The 21,643-nt window shown below is 41.4% G+C and carries 16 protein-coding genes and 2 pseudogenes; 6 read left to right on the top strand and 12 right to left on the bottom strand.

Features of this window, described 5'->3' with window-relative positions:
- From BT127_RS16985 to BT127_RS15295, 3 genes and pseudogenes are all read right to left on the bottom strand, one after another.
- A partial coding sequence (locus tag BT127_RS16985) for a hypothetical protein (RefSeq protein WP_318257290.1) occupies nt 1-4,243 on the bottom strand: 4,243 nt, incomplete at its 3' end.
- A 531-nt stretch (nt 4,244-4,774) separates the two neighbouring features.
- A pseudogene (locus tag BT127_RS17395) lies at nt 4,775-5,065 on the bottom strand (DUF4332 domain-containing protein); the annotation flags it as partial.
- Nucleotides 5,066-5,456: 391 nt separating this feature from the next.
- Nucleotides 5,457-5,963 carry an IS66 family transposase zinc-finger binding domain-containing protein gene (locus tag BT127_RS15295; RefSeq protein WP_318257289.1) on the bottom strand — a complete coding sequence of 169 codons (507 nt, stop codon included), beginning with the start codon at nt 5,961-5,963 and terminating at the stop codon, nt 5,457-5,459.
- A gap of 182 nt (nt 5,964-6,145) precedes the next feature.
- Here BT127_RS15295 and BT127_RS15290 point away from each other — a divergent pair, with 182 nt between their 5' ends.
- Entirely contained in the window at nt 6,146-6,337 is a 192-nt protein-coding gene (locus BT127_RS15290; protein ID WP_075425832.1) for an antitoxin VbhA family protein, read from the top strand.
- Complete coding sequence (locus BT127_RS15285; RefSeq protein WP_075425831.1) at nt 6,318-6,914, top strand: Fic/DOC family protein; 597 nt, start codon at nt 6,318-6,320, stop codon at nt 6,912-6,914. The genes BT127_RS15290 and BT127_RS15285 overlap by 20 nt, the downstream gene beginning before the upstream one ends.
- A gap of 722 nt (nt 6,915-7,636) precedes the next feature.
- Here the strand turns inward: BT127_RS15285 and BT127_RS15280 are convergent.
- Nucleotides 7,637-8,581, bottom strand: a complete 945-nt coding sequence (locus BT127_RS15280) for an alpha/beta fold hydrolase (RefSeq protein WP_075425830.1) — start codon at nt 8,579-8,581, stop codon at nt 7,637-7,639.
- Between the two features lie 141 nt (nt 8,582-8,722).
- Between BT127_RS15280 and BT127_RS15275 the strand changes: the two genes are divergently transcribed.
- On the top strand, nt 8,723-9,124 hold the full coding sequence (locus BT127_RS15275; RefSeq protein ID WP_075425829.1) for a recombinase family protein: 402 nt from the start codon (nt 8,723-8,725) through the stop codon (nt 9,122-9,124).
- A 143-nt stretch (nt 9,125-9,267) separates the two neighbouring features.
- Here the strand turns inward: BT127_RS15275 and BT127_RS15270 are convergent, their stop codons facing one another.
- From BT127_RS15270 to BT127_RS15255, 4 genes are all read right to left on the bottom strand, one after another.
- Nucleotides 9,268-10,263 (bottom strand): serine hydrolase domain-containing protein, encoded by a 996-nt coding sequence (locus tag BT127_RS15270; protein ID WP_075425828.1) that lies wholly within the window; start codon nt 10,261-10,263, stop codon nt 9,268-9,270.
- 271 nt (nt 10,264-10,534) lie between these two features.
- Nucleotides 10,535-12,016, bottom strand: coding sequence for a serine hydrolase domain-containing protein (locus tag BT127_RS15265; RefSeq protein WP_075425827.1), 1,482 nt, complete (start codon nt 12,014-12,016; stop codon nt 10,535-10,537).
- 17 nt (nt 12,017-12,033) lie between these two features.
- Nucleotides 12,034-12,765, bottom strand: a complete 732-nt coding sequence (locus BT127_RS15260; protein ID WP_075425826.1) for a glycosyltransferase family 2 protein — start codon at nt 12,763-12,765, stop codon at nt 12,034-12,036.
- Nucleotides 12,762-13,382: a TetR/AcrR family transcriptional regulator gene (locus tag BT127_RS15255; protein WP_075425825.1), complete on the bottom strand. Its 621-nt coding sequence runs from the start codon at nt 13,380-13,382 to the stop codon at nt 12,762-12,764. Before BT127_RS15255 ends, BT127_RS15260 begins: the two co-directional genes overlap by 4 nt.
- 380 nt (nt 13,383-13,762) lie before the next feature.
- Here BT127_RS15255 and BT127_RS15250 point away from each other — a divergent pair, with 380 nt between their 5' ends.
- Together BT127_RS15250 and BT127_RS15245 are read left to right on the top strand one after the other, a co-directional pair.
- Entirely contained in the window at nt 13,763-14,812 is a 1,050-nt protein-coding gene (locus tag BT127_RS15250; RefSeq protein WP_075425824.1) for a Fic family protein, read from the top strand.
- A 36-nt stretch (nt 14,813-14,848) separates the two neighbouring features.
- Complete coding sequence (locus BT127_RS15245; RefSeq protein WP_075425823.1) at nt 14,849-15,394, top strand: prolyl-tRNA synthetase associated domain-containing protein; 546 nt, start codon at nt 14,849-14,851, stop codon at nt 15,392-15,394.
- A 136-nt stretch (nt 15,395-15,530) separates the two neighbouring features.
- On the opposite strand, the gene BT127_RS15240 is transcribed toward BT127_RS15245, so the two are convergent.
- From BT127_RS15240 to BT127_RS15225, 4 genes and pseudogenes are all read right to left on the bottom strand, one after another.
- Nucleotides 15,531-16,862 carry a nitrogenase component 1 gene (locus BT127_RS15240; RefSeq protein ID WP_075425822.1) on the bottom strand — a complete coding sequence of 444 codons (1,332 nt, stop codon included), beginning with the start codon at nt 16,860-16,862 and terminating at the stop codon, nt 15,531-15,533.
- A pseudogene (locus tag BT127_RS15235) lies at nt 16,862-18,429 on the bottom strand (nitrogenase component 1). The gene BT127_RS15240 and the pseudogene BT127_RS15235 overlap by 1 nt, the downstream one beginning before the upstream one ends.
- 18 nt (nt 18,430-18,447) lie before the next feature.
- Entirely contained in the window at nt 18,448-19,368 is a 921-nt protein-coding gene (locus tag BT127_RS15230; protein ID WP_075425821.1) for an ABC transporter permease, read from the bottom strand.
- A 134-nt stretch (nt 19,369-19,502) separates the two neighbouring features.
- Complete coding sequence (locus BT127_RS15225) at nt 19,503-20,435, bottom strand: ABC transporter substrate-binding protein (protein WP_318257287.1); 933 nt, start codon at nt 20,433-20,435, stop codon at nt 19,503-19,505.
- A gap of 545 nt (nt 20,436-20,980) precedes the next feature.
- On the opposite strand from BT127_RS15225, the gene BT127_RS15220 reads away from it, so the two are divergent.
- Nucleotides 20,981-21,547 (top strand): TetR/AcrR family transcriptional regulator, encoded by a 567-nt coding sequence (locus BT127_RS15220; protein ID WP_075425820.1) that lies wholly within the window; start codon nt 20,981-20,983, stop codon nt 21,545-21,547.
- The last annotated feature ends 96 nt before the right edge of the window (nt 21,548-21,643 follow it).

The following is a 21,643-nucleotide window of genomic DNA, read 5'->3' as shown; positions in this document are numbered from 1 at the left end:
CACCTTGCTGACCTCCGTTGCCACCTTGCTGACCTCCGTTGCCACCTGGGGTACTATTGTTAGTAGCTGGATCTTTCGGTTTAGTGGGTGTGTTGGTGCTTCCGGTTTTTCCACTGCTTCCGTTCATGAGCATGGCGATGTCATTAGCGGTAAGCTTTGTGTCATTACCAAGTTTTCCTAACAGTGTTTCAAACTTTTTCTTCTCATTCTCCATTTTTATTCTCTCAGTCTGAATTTCTGTCATCTTCGCAAGATGTTCCATAGCCTTGCCTGTGAGAGATGAGCTCTGCTCAAGTGCGTTATCTCTTCCTGATCCGGTACTTTCAATTGCTTTTCCAAGAAGAGTAGAGGTCTGGTCAAGTCCTGTGAGATTTTGGAATTCTGGTGATTGTTTTTCAGTAAGCATCTTGATAATGTTCTCTACATCCGTTGGTGATATCCTCTCTGCTGTGCTGAGATTGAGAGCGGTTATATCCTTTGTGTTCTTATCCTTAAGGTAATCATTGGTATTAAGATAATCCTTAGTGAGCTCCATTGAGTCAATTGGTGAATCCTTCCAGTTCCAGAATCGTGTGATATCGATCTTTTCGCTAACATTGGTTGCTCCGAGAACAGCCTCACCTATCATACCCTCTGTTGGCACTGAGATAACAGTTGAAGGTGAGCGGAAATATGAAGAATGATAACGATAAAGCTCATCCTGTATCTCTGCTGCGGTTTTACCGATCTTGTCAGCAAATCGCTGAGGATAGGTGAACGGGAAGAGTATACAGTTGCCATAGAAGCCCATTGGTTTCTTGACATTTATGCAGTTCAGAAGCGGGATCTGAGTTACTATTTCATTTTCCTCTGTATCCCCTTCACCATCTGTGCTCTTTGGAATATCGTAATAATTATCGAAATCCATGTCAACCGTGTATTGTTCAAGCATCATAGCAAGCTCATCTGTAGTGAGAGACTGCCATATAACCTTTGAGTATCGCAGATTTTCTGTAACGATGTGGTGGAACGTCTCCTCCATTTTCTGTACGTCGGATATGCTCATTCTCGGACAGCTGTTGTCAAAGCTATAAATATATCCTCCGGCATCAAGAATTATTTCACTTGCTAATGTTTCATAACCTGACAGACTATTTTTGGAAACTTCGATCTCCAGCATACCGGTAGCCCATAACTCGCCTGAAGAAAATTTAGCAACAGGATTAAAATACCATTCAGGAAGTCCTTCGGAAAACATATCGATATGCTTCTGATCTTTGTCAGGCGACTCTATATCACCATATTTGTTATGCATCCAATGCCTATATCTACTTATAGCATCTTTCTCTGACTGGGTAAGATAATCTTCATTCTGAGAAAGTGTATATCTCCACTGATTAGGGATGTTATTCTTTATAACAAGCTTTGAGATATTATCTTCAGTGCAGCCGTAAGGAAGGACAAATTTAAATTCTGCCGGCCTTATCATGCCATGTTCTCTTACCTCTGAAATTGACTGTAAAACTTCCATACTGTTATGCGGAAATTTTGTTTTATTTTCGCCATCGGTAAACTTCAGACTATTGCTTAGCATTTTTGTTATCTTGCCTGTAACAGGCATATTACCGTTATTGAAGTAAATAGTTGCAGATATTCTGTCAAATTCACAGAACTTACCGGCAACAGTAATCGTTATTTCGTTAGGCTTCTCTCCGTAATCGACACTGTCCATGCGGAAGAACGGAAGAGTATAGAATTTCTGGATAAGATCAAGACCTGCACGGTACTTGTATGGTATCACGCTGCGTATGGTACTATAATGCAGCATTACTGTTTCATATCGCTTGTTGAAGACTTCCTTTCTCTTTCTGAACAGTTCTCTCTCACTTAAATCCTCGAAAGGCGGATCATTCTCTTTCTGCTCTGGCATATAGAGGTTAACAAGATCAAGGTCATAGTCGACTTTATCTCCTGTTTCAGTATTAGTTACGGGCAGGAAGCAGATCGGATTCAGCGGTACGAACAGCAGAAGATCGATTCCGTCAATAGTGGTTTTAAGACGGTAGCGTCTTACTATCTCCCAGTATTGAACAGTCATTGCATGGGAATGGTTGTGGTTAGCTATGATTTTTGTAGCTACAGAATCCGATTCATTGCTTGTTGCCGAGCGTATGCTGACACGTTTTGCCTGCTGGAGCATATTTGAAGCAGCAGAAAATTTCTGGTTGAAATTCTGCGCTGCCTGCGATGCCTCGTTATGATTATTATTCTGATACGAATGTGATGAGGCATTTCCGTTTGATTTTGAAAAGCTTCCTGTCAGACCTCCGGTTATAAACCCCAAAACAGCCGATGTAATGCCACTTAATCCGAATGCACCGCTGCCTCCGAATGCATTAGAGTCAGAATGATATTCGTATTCTGAACCTGCATCCATATATTGATTTGCCACATAGTTATACAGAGCCTGTAAATCATCAGATTGTGTCTGTGACTGTGAAGAAGCCGTATAATCCTCGCCTGTGCTTTGATCAGAGATAGTGTATGACTGATTCTTTTCTCTGACAACAAGTCTCTGCTCTTCACCAGGGGCAAGTATAAGCGAATAGAGAAGCTCACCGAGTGCAAATCCGTCAGGTACCCAGGACTGACGCAGATTCAGACTATAGCCCATGCCGAGAGATGACATTTTCGGGTATTCATCAGTTTTTGTACTGATCTTGGTTTTGAATTCATTGATATCTAAAGGATGTTTGAGCTTTGTCCTATCTGAGCTTTTTTGTTCAAGAGCTGTTCCGTCGCCGTTAACATTTTCGCCTTTTTCCTCGGCAGGTGGATATAATGTCGGCTCAACAAGTCTTTGCAGGAGCGAATAGGTAAAAGAACGTGACGGAGCTCTGTCAGTAGGAAGCCATACCGCATCATCACCTTCACCCATAAGCTTTACACTTGGAAGTGCTCTTGAATAATTGTCCTTATAGTTTTTATATACTTCTTCTATGATAACAAAGCCGTACTCATCATCGCCTAAACCGTAGTTCCAGCCCATTTTGATAAATGATACGAGTCCCGATACCTTTCTTTCTTCCTCATTTCTTGTAGGATCAAAACCAAAGATATCTGTAATAAGTTTTTTCCTTTCGCTTTCCAGGCGTGTTTTTTTAGAATTAATACTCGTTTTGATCTTATTGATATCAGTCTCTGTTGTATCTATTCTTTGCTGTATCTGTAGTGCTAAGCTTGATTTTCGTCCGTACTCTGCAGTATAATATGTCAGTTTAGCATTTAACGAAGCTTTTTCAGCTTCTGTTTTATTTTTATCTTTGAGCTGCGTTTCTATTTCTTTTATTTGTGAATTTATTGAATTTAAAGATTTATTGATATCAAGTATGATATCTACTAATTTCCGTTCATACTGATACTGACTGAGTTCGTTATTCTTTTGGGCGATTTGTTCGAGTTTGTCAAGTATCTCTTTGGCTGAAAGAGTAATGCTGTCATAGTTTCTGATTACCGAATCACGTGTGATATCCCATGAATTGATATTGAAAGACTGCTTGTACCCGCCGTCAGAGAATGTAAAGGTTATTTCCTCTTCCATAGAATAACCGGGAGGAAGGGAAATAATAAATTTTCCCTCACCGTCAGTATAAGCTGTCAACGGTTCGTTTTTGTCCGAACCATCGTTTATACCTGTGACCTCTACCTTAATTCCGGAAACCTCTGTAGCCGGATGAGGTTCTTTTTCGTCTATGCTGCGGTATGAGACCTTACAGCAGAATCTGTCCGGATGAGGTAAGGCGATATTGATCTCACGCAGTGATTCAAGACCTTCATTGATTATATCGCTTTCACTTTTCCTATCCAGTATGTCAAGGATCATATCATACTCAAACAGATATGTTGGTTCGCACTCATCAGAAACATCGATCTCCGAATCGCTGACTTTTTCCTTCAGCACTTCAATTATTTCCTGAGGCATATCGGTATAGATAAGTCCCAGATTATTCATGACCAGAGCAGAAGGATGAAGCTTAACTGCATTGCTTTTCAGAGTCTTCAAAGTATCAATTGTAATTTCTGGAGCTGATTCTGTACAGGTAACTGTTTGATATTCAAATTCATCCTCAAATTCATCTTCAAATATCCGATAAATACATGTAGATAATATTTCGTCATCTAAATACACAAAGAATTGATCGCATGGATTTGCTTTTACAGCTTTGATATAAACTGCTGGAATATCGAGCTCGTTACTTTTCATTTTTCCGGTGATTCTTTTTGTGCAAAGTTCATCTGAATAAAATTCTATAGAATTACTCTTGTCTATAATTTGGATATATTTATCTAATAGATCAAAATGTAGAAATTGAATGAGTTTAACTTCTCCTACTCTCAAATATATTGAGCTGGGGATCATTTTAGGTCGTCTTTCAAAAGTTGGATACCCAAAAGGAGTATAGTTTATACGCTTATCGTTGCTTTTACTTCGAGTAAATAAATATCTCGTTTTTTTCTCAAAACCACCTTCATTTTTTTCATATCGAATAGTAAAGCATTGTTGAGTAGCATCATCAAACGCTCCTGTCCAGTCTTTGGGAATATCGAGATTATCAGAAATAATATACTCTTGATTAATATTCCAATTAGTTATTATGAAAAAAACTTCTAAATACTCTTTTTTGCCACTTGTTCTTTGTGTGTTCAATTCAGGTTGTGCAAGTGGTTCATTATATTTTGGAGTTTCATATTCCAACATAGGATGAATGTTGACCGCTGCCTGTAATGCGTTTTGAGTTACATTTACATTTATTTTTGCAAGGTCCTCAACGTTTCTGATACCTGCATGGGTGAGGAAATAAGCGTATTCCGACGTCATTCCTTCAACACGAAGCAAGTCTGCCTGCTTTACCCACAGATCAATGCTTTTTCTGTCAATTTCAAGCTCTTTTGCTAAATCTTCTCTTTGCTGAGGAGTTCTTCCCTTTGTAACAAGGTCGCTTGCTGTAGTGATCTGACATATGTTTGCGAGTTTCTTTTGCTGTTCGAGACTAATACCATAAATCGGTATCAATGATGTTTCCATAAACACTACCACACTTTCTTTGTTGAATTTTGAAATTGCTTGATTTACATGTAAATTTGGTTTATTGTACAATAGTTTTTAAGATATTTCAATCTTTTTTAAACGCATATTATATTTTAACATTTATTTCATCTTTTGTCAACACTTTTAGTACGGTATTAACTATTTATTCAAAAAACATTTTAACAAACAACAGTACGTCAACATATGTTTTCAAATATGTTAGTCAAATAATCTGCCACCGTGAAATAAATTTTAATCTTTTTAGAAGGATGCATCAATCGAAAATCGTTAATATATATTATTAAAAAACAACGGCTCCCGTATAGGGAGCTGGCTTCTTTAATAGCTTTGTACCACCAATAAATTTCGTGTGGTTTTTGACTGAAAATCAGCCACACGCAACTGCAAAAACGCAGTTCAAATGATATATCACCCATGATACTGTGGACGCTAATGCAAGCGAATGCGGAAGTACAGGTGCAGGCACAAGTCCATGAAGAAATACGGGCATATTCTTTTTCTCGCATTTCTTGCAGCTGTATGTATTGCTGTAATACTTCTTCACAACCAACTTTGCAGGTATCAGCTCGACTTCATCACGAATGTATTTCTTACCGATGACCTTCATCTGTGAACCACAGCGAGGACATATCTGTTCTTCATCAGGAATAGTGCAGTTGATGATCTCTGTTTCAATATTCCTGATAAGCTCGTCACGTTTTGTTTTCGGGCTTTTTCTTGTATAGCCTTTAACTGTTTTTGAAACAGGTTCTTCAGTTTTTTCAGTATACTCAACCTCTGCTTCGTTAAAGAAGGACTGCTGTCCTTCGTCTTCTGTATGTTCACTTGATTTCCCGAATAATCTATGTTTAGAAAGTATCAGTGCTTCAAGCACAACTGGTACTGGATAGCAGGAAAGCCTGAGTAATCAACCAAAATGTCGCTTTGACGATGTAGCCGACGACAACAACAGACAGAATAAGGACAGCCGAAAAAGCTGTCATTTTGTTTTCAACAAAAAGGTTGACAAAGAATACAGAATAGGGTAAAATAAAAGCAGTAAAGGAGTTGAGGACGATGCAGAACGTAACAACTGAAAAAGCCATAAAAAATCAAGTTGCTTCCGCAGAAATGGAAGGGATCCATTTCGATAAGAAAGCACTGGAAATAATAAGACAGTACGCAGATAACGAGATAACTCATGAAGAACTCGTCAGAATAGTAGCACAATCAGTAAGAGGAAGAAGCAATGGCAGTCTACAGTCTTGAGGGAAGTCAGGATAGTTGCTACCCTGACACTACCGTTCTTGTAAACAAGCTTGACATAAGGACACAGGAACTTCTGACAGAAGCCGAATCTGTGCTGGTAACTTCATGTTCTGTAAAACTGGAAAAAACAATGAGGTTCGAGAACGTTGACTTTGACTACTACAAGAATCTTCACAGACAGATGTTTTCTGATCTCTACGACTGGGCAGGAACGGTCAGAAAAATAAACATCTCTAAAAAAGGTACTGTTTTCTGTAAGGCTTCGGACATAGAACGCATAGGAACACTAAAGTTTGAGCGTCTGAAAAAACAGAAGTTTCTGAAAGAAATGAAAAATGATGAGTTTCTTGACGAGTTGACAGACCTGTACCATGAACTGAATATGCTGCACCCTTTTCGAGAAGGCAACGGAAGGACACTAAGGCTGTTTGTAACACTTCTTGTGAGAAATACAGGCAGAGACATAGACTTCAACAATGCTGACAGCGACTTGCTGACAATAGCTACCATAAGAGCTGCACAAGGAGATAAATCACTTCTCAGAAGTGTGTTCGGAGAACTGGTGCTGTCGCCATGACGACGTAGCCGACGACAACAACAATCACAACAGGCAAAGGGATTTTCGTTTGTTTTCGTTCTCTGAGGAGAATACTCAATAAAACTAAAATAAACAAAAACAGCAGTAAACAGCCGAAAAGCTGTTCTAACTGCTGGAACTCGTGTATACGTTAATAGCGTATCGAGGGCCCGAATCCCTTTCTGTCCGCCAGAATTAAAAAGCCTGTATTTAGCAGAAAACGCTAAATACAGGCTTCTTTGTTACCTACAGAAAGCAGTTTTAAATGAAAATTTGCAGTCCCGTGTGCACAAAAAACAGGTGTAATGCACACGGAATGCACACGACTGAAAGGCAGTATAACGATAAGAAAAGAAGCCAGCTCCCTTTACGGGAGCTGATTCTATTTAAAAATATTCAACAACAAAAAAAGCTTTCAATGAATGTTACCGTTACTATACTCTTCCAAGAATTCAGCTGCACTGATCCCCACCCTTTATCAGGTGACTTAACCTGATCAGTTCTTTAGGACATTCTTCCATCTCTGACTCTTTGCATGATTCAATACGGAGCAATGAAAAGTCCCTTTGGATAAATACACCGCCGCTGGAATGACAAGCGTTCTTTTCAAATACCACACACCTTACGGTCATATCGTTCATATCAAGACCTGTTGTTTTTATAGGACTTCTGTTATCCTCAACGACGACAGCAAATGTATTGTCATATGAGAGTGCATTTATTCAGAGATCATCAAGGAACAAGCCTATCTCCTCCGTCATTTTATCGGCTTCATAGTGAAAGACGTAATGGTCACAGTCAAGCTCAATGGTCTTTATGTTAGGCATATTCTCAGCGAAACGGTAGCTGACCTCCATCCATTTATCTCCCTTGCCTGTGGCTACAAACATAAGCATCGGGGCTTCCGGCTTGTCCCCCGAAGCAACCACTGCCGCATTATCCTTAGCCATGTTGGCTTCTCTTGCGGTGTCAATGTTTGCGTAATTGCGGTTGCCAAGCGCTATCCAAGTTTTGCGTTCTTCCTCCGTAAGAAAATCGCCCGAGGGCAAAAAGGTACTGTCGGGCAGGTATCTGCCTATTCCCAAGTCAAGCAAACAGTGCAGCAGTCTGTAATACGGCACAGCGAATGTACCGTCAGGTGTGTAATTATAATATTCGGGAACCGCCATATCCAACCCGATGATAGCCTCAACCTCGTCAGGATAAGTCTGCGCCCAATACAATGCCTCTATTCCCGAAAAGGAATGTGGGCAAAGCACATAAGGTGCTTCCAAACCTGCACCTGCAAGCGCAGTTCTCGTATCCGCAAGAATAGACGCCACATCGCGCGGTTTATCAACGTGTTCACTGTATCCGTAACCGAATCTCTCTATTACCGCTATACGGTATTTATCGGTCAGCTTTGGATATATACTTTTGAAATCAAGTATCGGGGCAATTGTTCCGCTGCCTGACATAAACACCAGCGTTTTATCACCTTCACCCTCGGTATATACGCACATTTTATGACCGTCCACATCGACCATCTGTCCCACAGGTCTTACTAAATCTTCCTCATTTTTCAGCATGATCCTGTGTCGGACAAAGGTGAACAATAAGAACACAGCTACTATGACAAGAAATATCAGCAGTATCTTTTTTACTTTCTTCTTCTTTGAAACAGTCATTATATTGTCTCCTTAATTCCGATTTTCACGAGCAATCCAAGTGCCTGACCTTATCTGTAATTATACATCATCACCGCAAATAAGTCAATCACTAACTAACAGAGAGAAAGATATTATTACATCAGAAAGGAAACAACAACCATGAGCAAAATAGGTTATATCCGTGTTTCAACGGAACATCAGGAGACAGCGAGACAGCAGGAGATCATGTGCGACTATCAGGTTGACCGCATCTTCTCCGAGAAGATTTCGGTGAGCACGCAAAATGCTTCGCAATTTGCTAAAGACCGCCCTCAGCTCAGGGCTATGCCGGACTATGTGCGTGAGGGCATCGAGATTGCCAAAGCACAGGGCAAGTACACAGGACGGAAGCCCATTGAGATTGACTGGACGAGGTTCGGTCAGCTTTATGGGGAATGGAAGTCAAAGAGCATCGCAGGCAGGGACTTTATGCGGAGAATGGGCTTGTCGGCTAACACCTTTTACCGCCGTGTCAGGGAGTATGAAGTGGAACACGGAATCGCAGAGCCGACCTCTGCTTGAATGCTCTTCAGACGAAGGTCAACGCCCTTCATAGCCGTCCGAGCCTGCGGAGCGGAAACTTAACCACATAAAAAACACCCTCAAAACGCTTGTAAACGCTTTGAGGGAGTGCATTGAGATCAAAATCAGATCGTTTTGGGTGTTCATAGCCTTTCGACGATCGGTATTACATTCTTTTCAATGAAATCCACACGGTCGAATATCCTCGGTTTAAATGTGCCTGTTACACCGACTGAAATGCTCTTTTCGGGATTGACATAGATAATATTGCCGCCGTCACCGATAGCTGCAAATATCGGTTTATCCTTATACGGTCTGTACCACAGATAACAATACCCCATATTGCCAAACATCTCACCAAGCTGCAATTTTGGCGAAGTCATCTGACCTATCCATTCATTTGAGACAATTCGCTTATCGTGATAAACACCACCGTTTATCAGCATCCACCCTATCTTCGCCATATCATAAGCCGAGAGTGTCAGCCCCCATCCTGCGGTAACGGTATTCTGCGGATCGGAGTACCACTCATTTCCACGGGGGGTCTTATTCATCAGGAAATCAAACTGGTCGTCCTTGTCGCTTGCGCCGTGTATCTTGTGTTCGGGGATACCCATAGGCGCAAAGAGATATCTGTTTGCAAAGTCTATGCACTTCATACCCGATGCGTTTTCGATCACACCTGCGAGTATCTGGATACCAAGCGTCGCATACTTAAATTCACCTGTTATTCCCGATCTTCCACCGAGCAGATCAAGTGCCGCCTTCGTCCAGTCGTCTGAGGTGCAGACCTTTGTCCACGGCTCTGAACGATATTTGTATGGCGCGGTCATTGTCAGCAAATGCTCAAGGGTGACATTATAGATGGTCTTTTCGCCCCGCTTCACGGTGTACTCTGGGAAAAAGTCCAGCACTTTCTGATCTGTGCTTTTGATAAAGCCCTTGTCAACGGCGATCCCTGCAAGCAAAGCCATCACACCCTTAGTGACAGACATTACATTTACAGCACTGTCAATCTGAAAACCGTGCCAATTGTCGCTGTATACCATCTCACCGTTTCTGACAGCGCATATCTGACAGATATTGCTCTCGTTTCCCGTGCTTTCTTCTACATACTTATGAAGTTCGTTATTTGTCATAACATACCTCCGACAATAAGTTCTGTATATTCGATCGAAGTTTCATACAGTATCTATATTGTATCAAATCAAATTTTTAATGTCAACAGCTATTTCAAAATAATTTGACGGAATCCTGCAAATGCCTGTATGAAAAGAAAATGCCCTCAGAAACGCTTACGGAGCATTTCCGAGAGCTTGCAGTTATTCGTTCCAATAGGGTTTGTGGTATGCGCCACAATGCCTGATAGGACTTGTGCGGAACGGTTTACAGGTGCGCAATAGACTACGGTCAATTGATACTCTTAACTGCAAAATATCTGGTAACGCTTGAAATAATCATTAAAAGAACCATAACACTCAGCACAGCAAATGCAATTAGAAAAGAATACGGAAACCAAACACCAATCATTTTGTAGCTTGCAAAGCCATAACCTGCGATGCTGACCGCTATTTTGGGAAGCAGAGTAGACAATACAAGCAGCGGGATCAGGACGCAGCAGCGTATGCAGAGCCTTTTTTTCTCTTTTTTAAGGAGAATCTGCTTCTTGGCAAGGCGCTTTTTCTGTGTAAACATCAGTACAATGATCATCAGGATTCCAATAACACCTATGACCGTGATACAGGTTGATACCTTATCCACAGTCGAGCAGGGGTCTAACAGTTCAAACTGCTGCCTGTTGATCTGTTCGCCTTTCACAGCTTGATACAGTGAGTTGCCTGCATAATCCGCTGTATATGTCCAGATATTTGAAACAGAGAAAATACCGATGTCACGCTCTTTATCCACGAGAATGAGAGAGCTGAAATTCGCATTCGTACCCGTGTGATAACGATAACCGTCATAACACAGCCAGCCGTTGTACTGCACCATACCGTTACCCATGTCGATTTTGTATGCCTCCGGTGTTTCTTGTGATGCAGTAATCGCATTTTTCAGTTTTTCAGGCAGTTCCAGATGTCCGAGCTGCGCTTCTATCCATAGTGACATATCTTTCGGAGTCGAGCGCAGCCCACCGTCACCGGAAGTCAGTGCAAAATCAGGCTCATCATACGGCAGAAGTCTCCGGAATAACCAGCGGTAGCCTTGCGTAGTCGGGATATGATAGCCGCTGTGTGTCATACCGATCGGCTGTAGAATTTCATTCGTGACGTATTCCTCAAACGGCACACCGCTGACGGTTTCTGTGATATATGCGAGAATGTCATATCCGAGATTGCAGTATTCAAATCTCGTTTCCGGCTCATAAACAAGCTCAATATTTTCAGCAATGCGTGCGATTTCCTCATTGGAAGGAGTACCGTCATTGACCGGATACTGCATCATAGTTGAATCGGGGATACCGGAACAGTGTTCCAGAAGCTGCCAGATCTTCGTATCCTGCGGCTGTCCGTTCCAAGTGACGTTCCACCACGGCAGATAGTCCGACACGCTGTCCTCGATGGAGAGCTTTCCTTCCTCCTGCAAAAGATATACCGACAGCGCAGTAAACGCCTTTGAGCATGATGCGATACCAAAAACCGTATCTTCAGTTACGGGAGTTTGCTCCTTAATATTGGCATATCCCCAATTCTTGAAACTTACATCAGAGCCGTTTACCAGAGTAACGGCGAGTCCGGGCGGATCGTCTTTCTCTATTTTTTCCTCTACAAAAGCATTCCATTCTGAATTATCCGGAATGGCATCCGCAGCAGATGCACGAAGCGGTGCTGCGATCAGTATAGGCAGCGCAAGAGTTACTGCTATGGCTCTCGTTATCATCTTTTTGAACATCAACATATTTCTCCTATCTAACCATTGTAATCATAAAACAGCTTATCGAGCATTTTATCAAGCCCGCTACTGTCACCGAGGGCGGCTTTGATAAATGTACCGATATTGCAGAGCATCAGCTTCAGATAAAGCCAGTCGCCCATATCATCGTATTTTCTTGTGGAATTGATAAGCAAGTTTTTACGCAGAACGGTATATTTCTTTCCTTTACGCTTACCATATGCTTTCAATAATTTGGCAGTCGCAGCGTCTTCCATTGCTTTCTTTTCAACAAATCCGCCTATTGCCTGAAATGTCGATCTCTCAGCCCAGAAGATACCACAGTACAGTCCCGTAACTGCAAAAGACACTCTGCACAGCAGGTCATTCAGATGCAGCGGGAAAGAATATCGTTCAAAACGGATAGGCGCACCGCCGCCGATGTATTCTCCAGTACTCAGGAGATATGCTATCTCTTTCAGCGTTCCCCTCGTCATACGGTTATCGCAGTCTATCGTCACAATAATATCGCCGTTCGCATTAAAGATCCCTGCATTTCTGACCTTGGCAATACACCTGTCTCCGTTAAAAATGACCTTCGCGCCCTGTTTTCCGGCGATCTCCGCCGTCCTGTCAGTACAGCGGTTGCACACCACGATGATCTCGACCTCACTGCCGTAATGCTTTGCGGCAGCTTTTACAGAACGGATACACCTTGCAACATACTTTTCTTCGTTATGGGCAGGAATGATGACTGAAATACTTTTCATAGTGAAATTCCTTTCCGCAGATATAGCTGTTTCCAGTGTTCTATCATTTTCAGATAATCATGCTCCATCTCATCAGCGTTCAAGCTGCCTTTTCTTATCTTTTCAAATAAATAACCTTCGCAGGCAAGGTAAATATTCCTGTACATCAGTTCAAGATCAATACCCTTTATAAACTGATCGGAATCAATGCTGATTGGTGCTGTTTGATAGGCAAAGTCCGAATAGCTGGTTATAAAATCTAAAACCTCCGCTTGTATCTCTGGCTCATTGTCATAATATGCTTTCAGTTCAAACATCACACATTCCGGATATGAACGGAGCATATTAGTCATTGTAATCATCGAATGTGAAAACATCTCAAAAAAGCCCGAACCGCCATAGCAGCTCTGTTCTTTTATTCTCTGACTCTTTATCTCTGCACAATATTTCAGAAGATACAGATAGAGTTCCTTTTTATTCTTGAAATAATAGAACAAAAGTGATTTGCTTATCCCTGCTTCTTCGGCGATCTCGTTCATGGGACTTTTTTTGTAACCGTATTTCGAGAATACACCCAGGGCAGCGTTTATAATAGACGTGCGCCTATCATCAGGCAAACTCAGAAAGCTATTATTCATTATTCCCTCCTCCTGACCGTTCGGTCAATAATATTATAACATGACTGACCGTTTTTGAGAAGACCCTTTTCACAATATTATAGTTTATTTTACCAATAAAGCCAGCTCCCGTAAAGGGAGCTGATTCTATTTATGAATACTTCAAGAAAACCCCTGTTTCGTATGAATATGCTGATTATATCAATGGAGTTATTATATAATGAAACGAATAATAGTTGTCTCCTAATTAATAATAGAATTTAGGAGATATTATTGCCTAAGCGCTTGACTTTTCTCCTAAAAACGATTATAATTATGAGAAAGGACGTCCGAATGTGAGATAAGATACTGTCTGAATATGAGGGTGTGCCGACATAGGATATAAGGAGGCGCGCGAGCTTATGAGAATCTTTGATTACAACAAACTTGCAAAACGTTCATGGGACAGTGAGATCATTGGTCTTGTAGCCCAGATTCACGAATATAAAGGCAGGCAGGAGCTTTACCTGAAACAGAAACCTGCCGAGCTTGACCGCCTTATTGAGATTGCAAAGGTTCAAAGTACAGAAGCATCCAATGAGATTGAAGGCATCAGAACCACTAACACCCGACTGCTGCAGCTTGTCAAAGACAAGACAACTCCCAGAAACCGTGACGAGGAAGAGATCATGGGATACCGCGATGTACTGAATACTATTCACGAGAACTTCGAGTATATACCTATTTCATCGAACTACATTCTTCAGCTTCACCGTGACCTGTATAAGTATTCTCATAAAAGCGTCGGTGGTACATTCAAGAACTCTCAGAATTATATTAGTGCGACAGATGCGAATGGACGAGAATTCGTATTATTCACTCCTCTTCCACCGTATGAAACAGCGGCTGTTATCGAAGCGATATGTGACAGCTATAATCGCATAATCGCAACGCAGGATATCGACGCATTGCTTCTGATACCTGTGTTTATCCACGACTTTCTCTGTATACACCCCTTCAATGACGGCAACGGTAGAATGAGCCGCCTGCTGACAACTCTGCTGCTGTATCGTTCCGGCTATGTAATCGGCCGATATATCTCCCTCGAAAGTAAGATAGCCAAGAATAAGAACATTTACTACGATGCACTGGAACAGTGTCAGAAAGGCTGGAACGAAGGCGAAGAAGATCCTGCTCCTTTCATAAAATATTTGTTGCAGACTATACTTGCTGCGTATCGTGATTTTGAGGAACGTGTTGCATTGGTCGATGAAAAGCTGCCGGCAATAGAAATGGTGCGTCGTGCTGTATATAATAAGATCGGTAAATTTACCAAGAGTGAAGTTATGGAGCTTTGTCCGACAATCAGCAAGGCTTCGGTTGAGAATTCTATCAAGCAGCTTGTTGAACAGGGACTGCTCTTAAAACATGGCAGCGGTAGAAGTACATTCTATACCCGAAGCGACATTTGATACAATACAATTGATAATAATTAAAGGAGTAAGATAATGAATATAGATAAGACACTTTACAGCGGACGTCCAACAGATACTCGTTCCGAAGTTGAAATGGCTATATACGATAAACTTGATGCTCTTGGTATTGAGTACAAGCGAGCAGACCATGACCACGCTGATACTATGGAGGATTGTCTTGCTATCGAAAAGGTACTTGGAGCTAAGATTTGCAAGAACCTTTTCCTCTGCAACCGTCAGAAGACCAGCTTCTATATGCTCCTTATGCCTGGTGACAAGCCATTCAAGACCAAGTTCCTGACCTCGCAGCTAAACTGTGCCCGTCTATCCTTTGCGGAGGCTGATAAGATGCAGGAGTATCTGCATACTATCCCCGGCTCAGTATCAGCACTGGAGCTTATATTCGATACGGATAACAACATACAGCTCGTCATAGATAACGACCTTATGAGCGATGAATACATTTGCGGACATCCAGGTATCAATACTTCGACAGTCCGCCTGCTACGAGAGGATATGCTCAGATATGTCCGTGCGGCTAAGCATGAACCCACATTCATTGACCTTCCAACGGAGTGATATTATGCGTATATTTGCAGTTTCATGTGAGAAAACAACATTTTTCACATAAAATGCACACGGCTAAAAGGCTGTATAACGATAAGAAAAGAAGCCAGTTTCCACAAGGGAGCTGGATTTTAGCTAATTGGTGATATCATCCTCCGACAGCCTTTGAATATATTTTTTCAAGCAGACTCAGAGCACCGTTATATCCAAGATATGTTCTGTTAAGCACTACCTCTTCTGTTGCTATCGTGCCGACCTCAACAAGGATCGCACCAAGTTCATCTGCAACATCCTGTTCCCATGACGAACCGAGAATAAGCGGAGTACCGGTACCAAAATCATACTCTGACAGTTTCTTTTCAATAAGATAACCATCCTCTAAAAATTCAACATTGCCATAAACACCTTCTGATAATTCAGTATAGAGTGCCGCAACATCCTCACGGTATTTTACGGGAGTATTATCGGAAATTATCTGTCCCACAGGTATAAGACCTATCTGATCTGAAAGAAACTTTGTTATCGCTATATTATATGCAGCATCTCCGACTATGGCAAACTGTGAAGGGAATCCGAACCAATACTCAGCAAAGAAATCTGCAAAATGATCGAAGAAATAATAGTAGCGCTTAGCTTCTTTTTCAATAAATTTTTCAGCCTTTGTATTATCGATGCCTGCAAATTCCACAACCTGACGGATAAAGGCAGTCGTTGCCTCTTCACCGATTGGAAGCACAGGGATATGAAGGTAAGGCTGACCGTATTTCTTCTCAAGGTGCTTAGCCGTGCGTAGTCCAAGCCAAGGTGAAAGCACAAGATTGAATGCTGCTTTCGGTATATCCTTCCACTCTGATACACCTGCACTCTCACTTCCGAAAAGCACGTTCACTTCAAAGCCTGCGCCTTCAAGAATGCGTTTTATCTCGATAGTATCGCCTCTCCAGAACGTGTTGAAATACGGTGCACCCATCCAGAGGTTTATGAGTTTTTTTCTGCGTCTGCCCTTGTATTCGCCTACAAACTGGTCAATTACGGCGATGACGACCTCTTCGTGTCCCCAGAGATTATTACCCTTGAATCCCGGAACTTCCGCATGAACTATTGGATATCCCTTTTCACGGTATGGTTTTATGACAGACGCAACATCATCACCAACAAGCTGCGGTGAACAGCCTGAAAGCACTACGAAGAGATCACCTTTCATAATTTTAAGGGCTGATTTGATCACTCCGTCCAGCTTTTTTGCACCGCCGAATACTATCTCATTCTCTCCTGAGTTAGTACCGGGGATATCGCCGCCTGCTCCGACAGAACCCTGAAATCCGTTGCAGAATGACATTGTAAAATATTGCTGATCAACACAGCCCGGACCACAGTTTATAACCGGAACTGCTCCGGGGATAGCTGATACTGTATATGCTGCACCTATCGAACAGGCATAATGGGGATGTGTGATTGTAGTATGTGGTTTCTTAGCCATTATTCCTGACCCTCCTCTGCTTCTTCATCAAGTATTTCAGGATGTTTAGCCAGAATAAACGGATCTTTCTGACTTAACCACCAATCGCTGTATGGCAGCTCAACATGGCGTTTCAGTACCTGATTCATTTTTTTACGTGCAAGAACTTCTATTATAGCTTCTCCCACACGGATCAGTCCGTCATATCCGACAGGAAAATGTTCGTCACCAATAGCAAAGGACGGTATACCCATTCTTGCAGCATTGGGTGCAAGTCCGTTATGCCTGATAATTATGAAATCAGCCTTTACGCGCTTCAGCAGCGCAGGGAGCTGGAACGGCTGAGTCTTGCTGACAGTAAAGTGCGGTATATCACCATAGTTTTCAACGAGTGTTTTCAGTGTGTTCTGCTCCTCATAACCACCGTCATATACCGGATCGTGATGGAAAACAACAGATCCGTCAACAGTAACTCCAAGATCTCGCAATACCGAAATAAGTCCGTGAGCGTAAGATGAACCTGTAAGAACAAAGCCATTTACGCCTTTAAGCTTTTTCTTCAGTTCTTCTATTTTGGGTTTAACACGTTCATGCTCGGAAGCGATATATTCCTCTGCCTCTTTTTCTTTTCCTACCTGCTTTGCAACTGCCCTGAGCCATGCATCTGTTCCTGCAAAGCCATACGGCTGAGGAGCCTTTATCTGCGGAACACCAAATTCCTGTTCAAGCGCTGTTGCAAAATAAGAGCCGAGGGTATGGCAAAATGCAGAAGTACAAGCCGCCTCGGAGGTCTGTGCAAGCTCATCATAGCTTGCGATATCCATTATATAGTTTACACGAAGTCCAAGAGGCTTGAGCATATCAGTGAAGTAATCAGTGCCCCAGAGTGCAACGATATTGATAAGGTCAGGCTGCTTTTTCGGATTTTTATTAACTATATGCCTCAGAACAGCGTGCTGTGCAATGTCAAAGCCCGTGCTCCAGTGCTTTGAACGAAATCCCTCACACTGCATCGGTGCAACCGGTATACCAAGCTCGTCTTCCATTCAGAAGTGATACTTCCCAGATCTTCACCAATAATAGCCGTAGAACAGCTCATTGAGAAAAATATCGCCTTAGGATTATAGCGTTCAAAAGCTTCTCTTGCTGCTTTTTTCAGTTTCTCAGAAGCACCGAACACCATATCATTTTCGAGAAGATTTGTTGTCATGATATTAATATTTCTCGGCTTGATACCTCTCCTTTCAAGACCGTTGCGGAAAGCAAGGTTAAACTCCGGATTACGTGCAGTACAGCCCACCGGAGAGTGCTGTATAAGAACACAGTCACGAAGATTTCCTGCCTGACAGGCAGCAATAGAGTTAGCACACATACTCTGCTGATTGAAAGGCATATTCAGCTCACAAAGGCGGCAGCCTTCGCCGCCTTTTCCTGCATTCGGACAGCCGCCCTGATGTCTGAGTGCACGTTCTTCATAACGTGAAAGCTCAACAAGCTCAGAAGCCTTGCCGTCCCATGATATTATAGAACCGAGACGCATTTCACGGTTTTCAACTGTTTCAAGGTCTAATCTTATGTTTTTTGCCATTATGCTATTCCCTTCTGATTATTTTTTCCACCGAAGCAGATATTCTTCTGCCTGCTTGACAAGATTTGTAATTAGTGTAACAACCGTTCCAAGGAAAATGATACCTACCATTATTCTTGTGAAGTTGCCGAAATTGGTGTAATACTGTATATAGAAACCGATACCGCTGTTTCCGCCTATCATTTCCGCAGAAGTCAGAAGAATGAAAGACATAAGAAGTCCCAAATTACATCCATCAAACACCTGAGGAAGCGATGCAGGCAGAAGTACTTTGAAAAGCATAGTAAACGGTGATACACACATTACTTTTGCACTGTTGATAGTTTCTGTACTGACATTTCTTACACCGCTCATAGTTCCTGAAAGAATCGGCCAGAATGCTGTTATAAATATTACAAACACCGAACAGCTTTCAAATGTGGGCAGCAGTGCTATCGCATACGGAATGAATACTACCGGAGGTATCGAACCGAAAAAATTTGCGATATGTTCGCTGATTTTTCCAATCTGTTGATTCCATCCCAGAAACAGTCCTAATGGGATCGCTGTAAACAGCGCAAGTCCATATCCCTCGATAATGGTAATAAGGCTCTTTTTCAGATCTACCAAAAGTCTCGGTCTGTCTTCAAGGAATTGGGCTGTGATTATATCAGGGGATTTGAATATATCCTGGGGGATCAGATTTATCTTAGCCGTAAGCAAAGTCCATATTGCAATAAAACCGAAAACAAAACCGAATACACCGTTCCATGTTTTGTAATCACTCTTTTCGGGCATAAATAATGCAGTGAGAACCTGTATTCCTGCGATGAATAGTATAAGACCAACTGCATATACTTTATTTCCGGGACGATCGGTTTTGTCAGGAAGAAACTGGACTGCAATACTTATAATAAATAATATCTGAGTTATCGTAAATAATCTTTTGCCTTTTATCATTTGTCTCTTCTTTCGTGGTATTCAGCCAGATACTTATAAACATCGTTATCAGGATCTTCTTTAAGAACATCTTCCAAAGCTTTGTCATATAACTCAGAAGAAAGTCCTGCTGAAATGTCAAATTCCTTTATAAATCACGTATCAAGAAGAGCGTCATAGAAGTTGTTCATGCCCACAATATCAGGATCGGGATTTGCTATCTGAGAATCGTATTCATACGTATCCTTTTTCAGTGACTCTTTTTCTACATCTACATATTTTGCAAGATCATCTATAGTCTTATCAGGATTCTCCTGATAGAATCGATATGCACGGATGAGAGATCTCAGAAAAGCAGTATATGTATCAGGCTCTTTTTCAAGAGTTGAGGTCAGTGCAGCCTGTCTGCAGCATACATGGTCTTCATATCCCTCTACTTTGCCGCTGTTTGAAAGGATAACATATCCTTCATCCTCAGCAAGTATGCGATAAGGTGAGTAAAGTATGGCTGCATCTATATCGTTGCTTTTTAAGGAATTATACGCATCTGCACCATCAGCAAAAACCGTGAACTCTACATCGTTCTCGAGTCCGAGTTTTTTCAGTGCGGAACGGTAAACAATATGTCCTGAATCAACGCCCTCAACACCGATATTCTTACCTTTAAGCAAATCGAGGGACCAGTCGCTTTCGGGGATACCTTTAACAAGTTCAGGTTTTACAATAAGACCATGACCTGCTATCATTGCTCCTCCAAAAACTGTTATATCATGACCATCACCAAGAAATGTAACAAGTTCGCTTGAGCCAAAAGCTCCCACATCTATTTTTCCTGACTCAAGTGCAGCGAGTTCGCTGTTGTTCTCATTAAATAAAACAAGATTAACATCCAGCCCTTCGTCTTTAAAGTATCCCTCTTCCTGAGCAACAAAATACAATAGGTGTCCGGGAGACGGCAGATAGCCTACATTCAAACTGTTTGTTTTGCTATTCTGCTTGGATGTGTTTGTTTGGCTTTTTCCACAACCTGTCAGTACTGTAATAGCAGTAAGCAATATAGCTGTTGTTAATTTAATTTTTCTTTTCATATCATTTTTCCTTTCCTTTCTGAATGAACTATGAACATTTTAGCACGTCATAATTGGTTTGTCCAATTGTTTTTATTTCTTAATAGATATAGGGAAAATTTAGTTATAGTTTTATTTTAGGATTATTATAATATTTTTTGATATACGAAATATCTTATTAATTTAAACAGTGCAAAGATATTAGTTTGTTCTTATTAATATATAGCCGGAATCCAATGCCTGTGTCAGATATACTGACATTTGTTGTCGCACTGTTCCTTACAGCATAAGGAAAGGGCTATGTACTCCGTAACCTGTGTACGGAAGGCATAGCTCTATTTTTAATAGTATTCATATGGTTAGTACAAAAGAAATACCAGTCTATGTATCTGATCCCGGATAGTTTATGATGATCGTTTAGAGATACAGAATAATACACATATGATAACATTCTGAGAAAATGGTCGCTTTTGTTCTAAAAGTATTGTAATTAAAGCGATTTGATGATATAATGTGTAAAGAATAAAAGTCACTTTTGAACAATGTGATAAAGGCAGGGAACGAATATGCAGGTGAAGAAAGATGAGATACGGAACAAGATACTTGAAATGGCGCAAAGACTGTTTATCAAGCGAGGATATGAGAATACATCACTGAAACAGATCGCAGAAAAAAGTAATATCAGCAAGAGTAATATATACCGTTATTACAGTTCCAAAGAGGATATCTATGAAGTGTTGACAGGCACTGCAAGGTCGGAGATCATGGAAATAAGCCGTCACTTTTTCACTGCTGATTTTATCGGAAAATATACCCCTGACAAGTGCGGCGAAGTGTCGTCTATCCTTGCTAAGATGTTCAGCAGGCATCATGCGGCGATGCTTATCATGCTGCGTTCAAGTGCAGGCGCAGACAGGAAACTGATAGAAGAGCTTATAATAAAAAAGTTTATCGATGCGTGTCCGTTAGATGACGAGAATACCAAAAAGCTTATATCAAAACTTTTGTTATTCGGGCTTATCGAAATACTTGTGAATAATTCGGGTGAGAAAAGTATGGAAAAAGAGCTGAATGCCTTGATATGTTATCACTACTTGGGGCTGAACGGAGTAAAGAAAAGATATGGCGGCTGACAGCCTGTATTAGGGTGAATAGAAAATGGTATCAAACTTATCGGATAAAAAAATAAATACGGGAAGACAATCTGAGGTCGATATGGTAAAATTCCT

The sequence above is a fragment of the Ruminococcus sp. XPD3002 genome (assembly GCA_900119535.1).
Classification (GTDB): Bacteria; Bacillota; Clostridia; order Oscillospirales; family Ruminococcaceae; genus Ruminococcus; species Ruminococcus flavefaciens_H.
The sequence above is the reverse complement of the archived record's forward strand: the minus strand, read 5'-3'. Positions and strand labels throughout refer to the sequence as shown.

What these genes read in the sequence shown, in the direction of transcription:
- BT127_RS15290 (WP_075425832.1), top strand. Translation starts at nt 6,146, where the DNA reads ATGCAGAACGTAACAACTGAAAAAGCCATAAAAAATCAAGTTGCTTCC.
- BT127_RS15285 (WP_075425831.1), top strand. Translation starts at nt 6,318, where the DNA reads ATGGCAGTCTACAGTCTTGAGGGAAGTCAGGATAGTTGCTACCCTGAC.
- BT127_RS15280 (WP_075425830.1), bottom strand. Translation starts at nt 8,581, where the DNA reads ATGACTGTTTCAAAGAAGAAGAAAGTAAAAAAGATACTGCTGATATTT.
- BT127_RS15275 (WP_075425829.1), top strand. Translation starts at nt 8,723, where the DNA reads ATGAGCAAAATAGGTTATATCCGTGTTTCAACGGAACATCAGGAGACA.
- BT127_RS15270 (WP_075425828.1), bottom strand. Translation starts at nt 10,263, where the DNA reads ATGACAAATAACGAACTTCATAAGTATGTAGAAGAAAGCACGGGAAAC.
- BT127_RS15265 (WP_075425827.1), bottom strand. Translation starts at nt 12,016, where the DNA reads ATGTTCAAAAAGATGATAACGAGAGCCATAGCAGTAACTCTTGCGCTG.
- BT127_RS15260 (WP_075425826.1), bottom strand. Translation starts at nt 12,765, where the DNA reads ATGAAAAGTATTTCAGTCATCATTCCTGCCCATAACGAAGAAAAGTAT.
- BT127_RS15255 (WP_075425825.1), bottom strand. Translation starts at nt 13,382, where the DNA reads ATGAATAATAGCTTTCTGAGTTTGCCTGATGATAGGCGCACGTCTATT.
- BT127_RS15250 (WP_075425824.1), top strand. Translation starts at nt 13,763, where the DNA reads ATGAGAATCTTTGATTACAACAAACTTGCAAAACGTTCATGGGACAGT.
- BT127_RS15245 (WP_075425823.1), top strand. Translation starts at nt 14,849, where the DNA reads ATGAATATAGATAAGACACTTTACAGCGGACGTCCAACAGATACTCGT.
- BT127_RS15240 (WP_075425822.1), bottom strand. Translation starts at nt 16,862, where the DNA reads ATGGCTAAGAAACCACATACTACAATCACACATCCCCATTATGCCTGT.
- BT127_RS15230 (WP_075425821.1), bottom strand. Translation starts at nt 19,368, where the DNA reads ATGATAAAAGGCAAAAGATTATTTACGATAACTCAGATATTATTTATT.
- BT127_RS15225 (WP_318257287.1), bottom strand. Translation starts at nt 20,435, where the DNA reads ATGAAAAGAAAAATTAAATTAACAACAGCTATATTGCTTACTGCTATT.
- BT127_RS15220 (WP_075425820.1), top strand. Translation starts at nt 20,981, where the DNA reads ATGCAGGTGAAGAAAGATGAGATACGGAACAAGATACTTGAAATGGCG.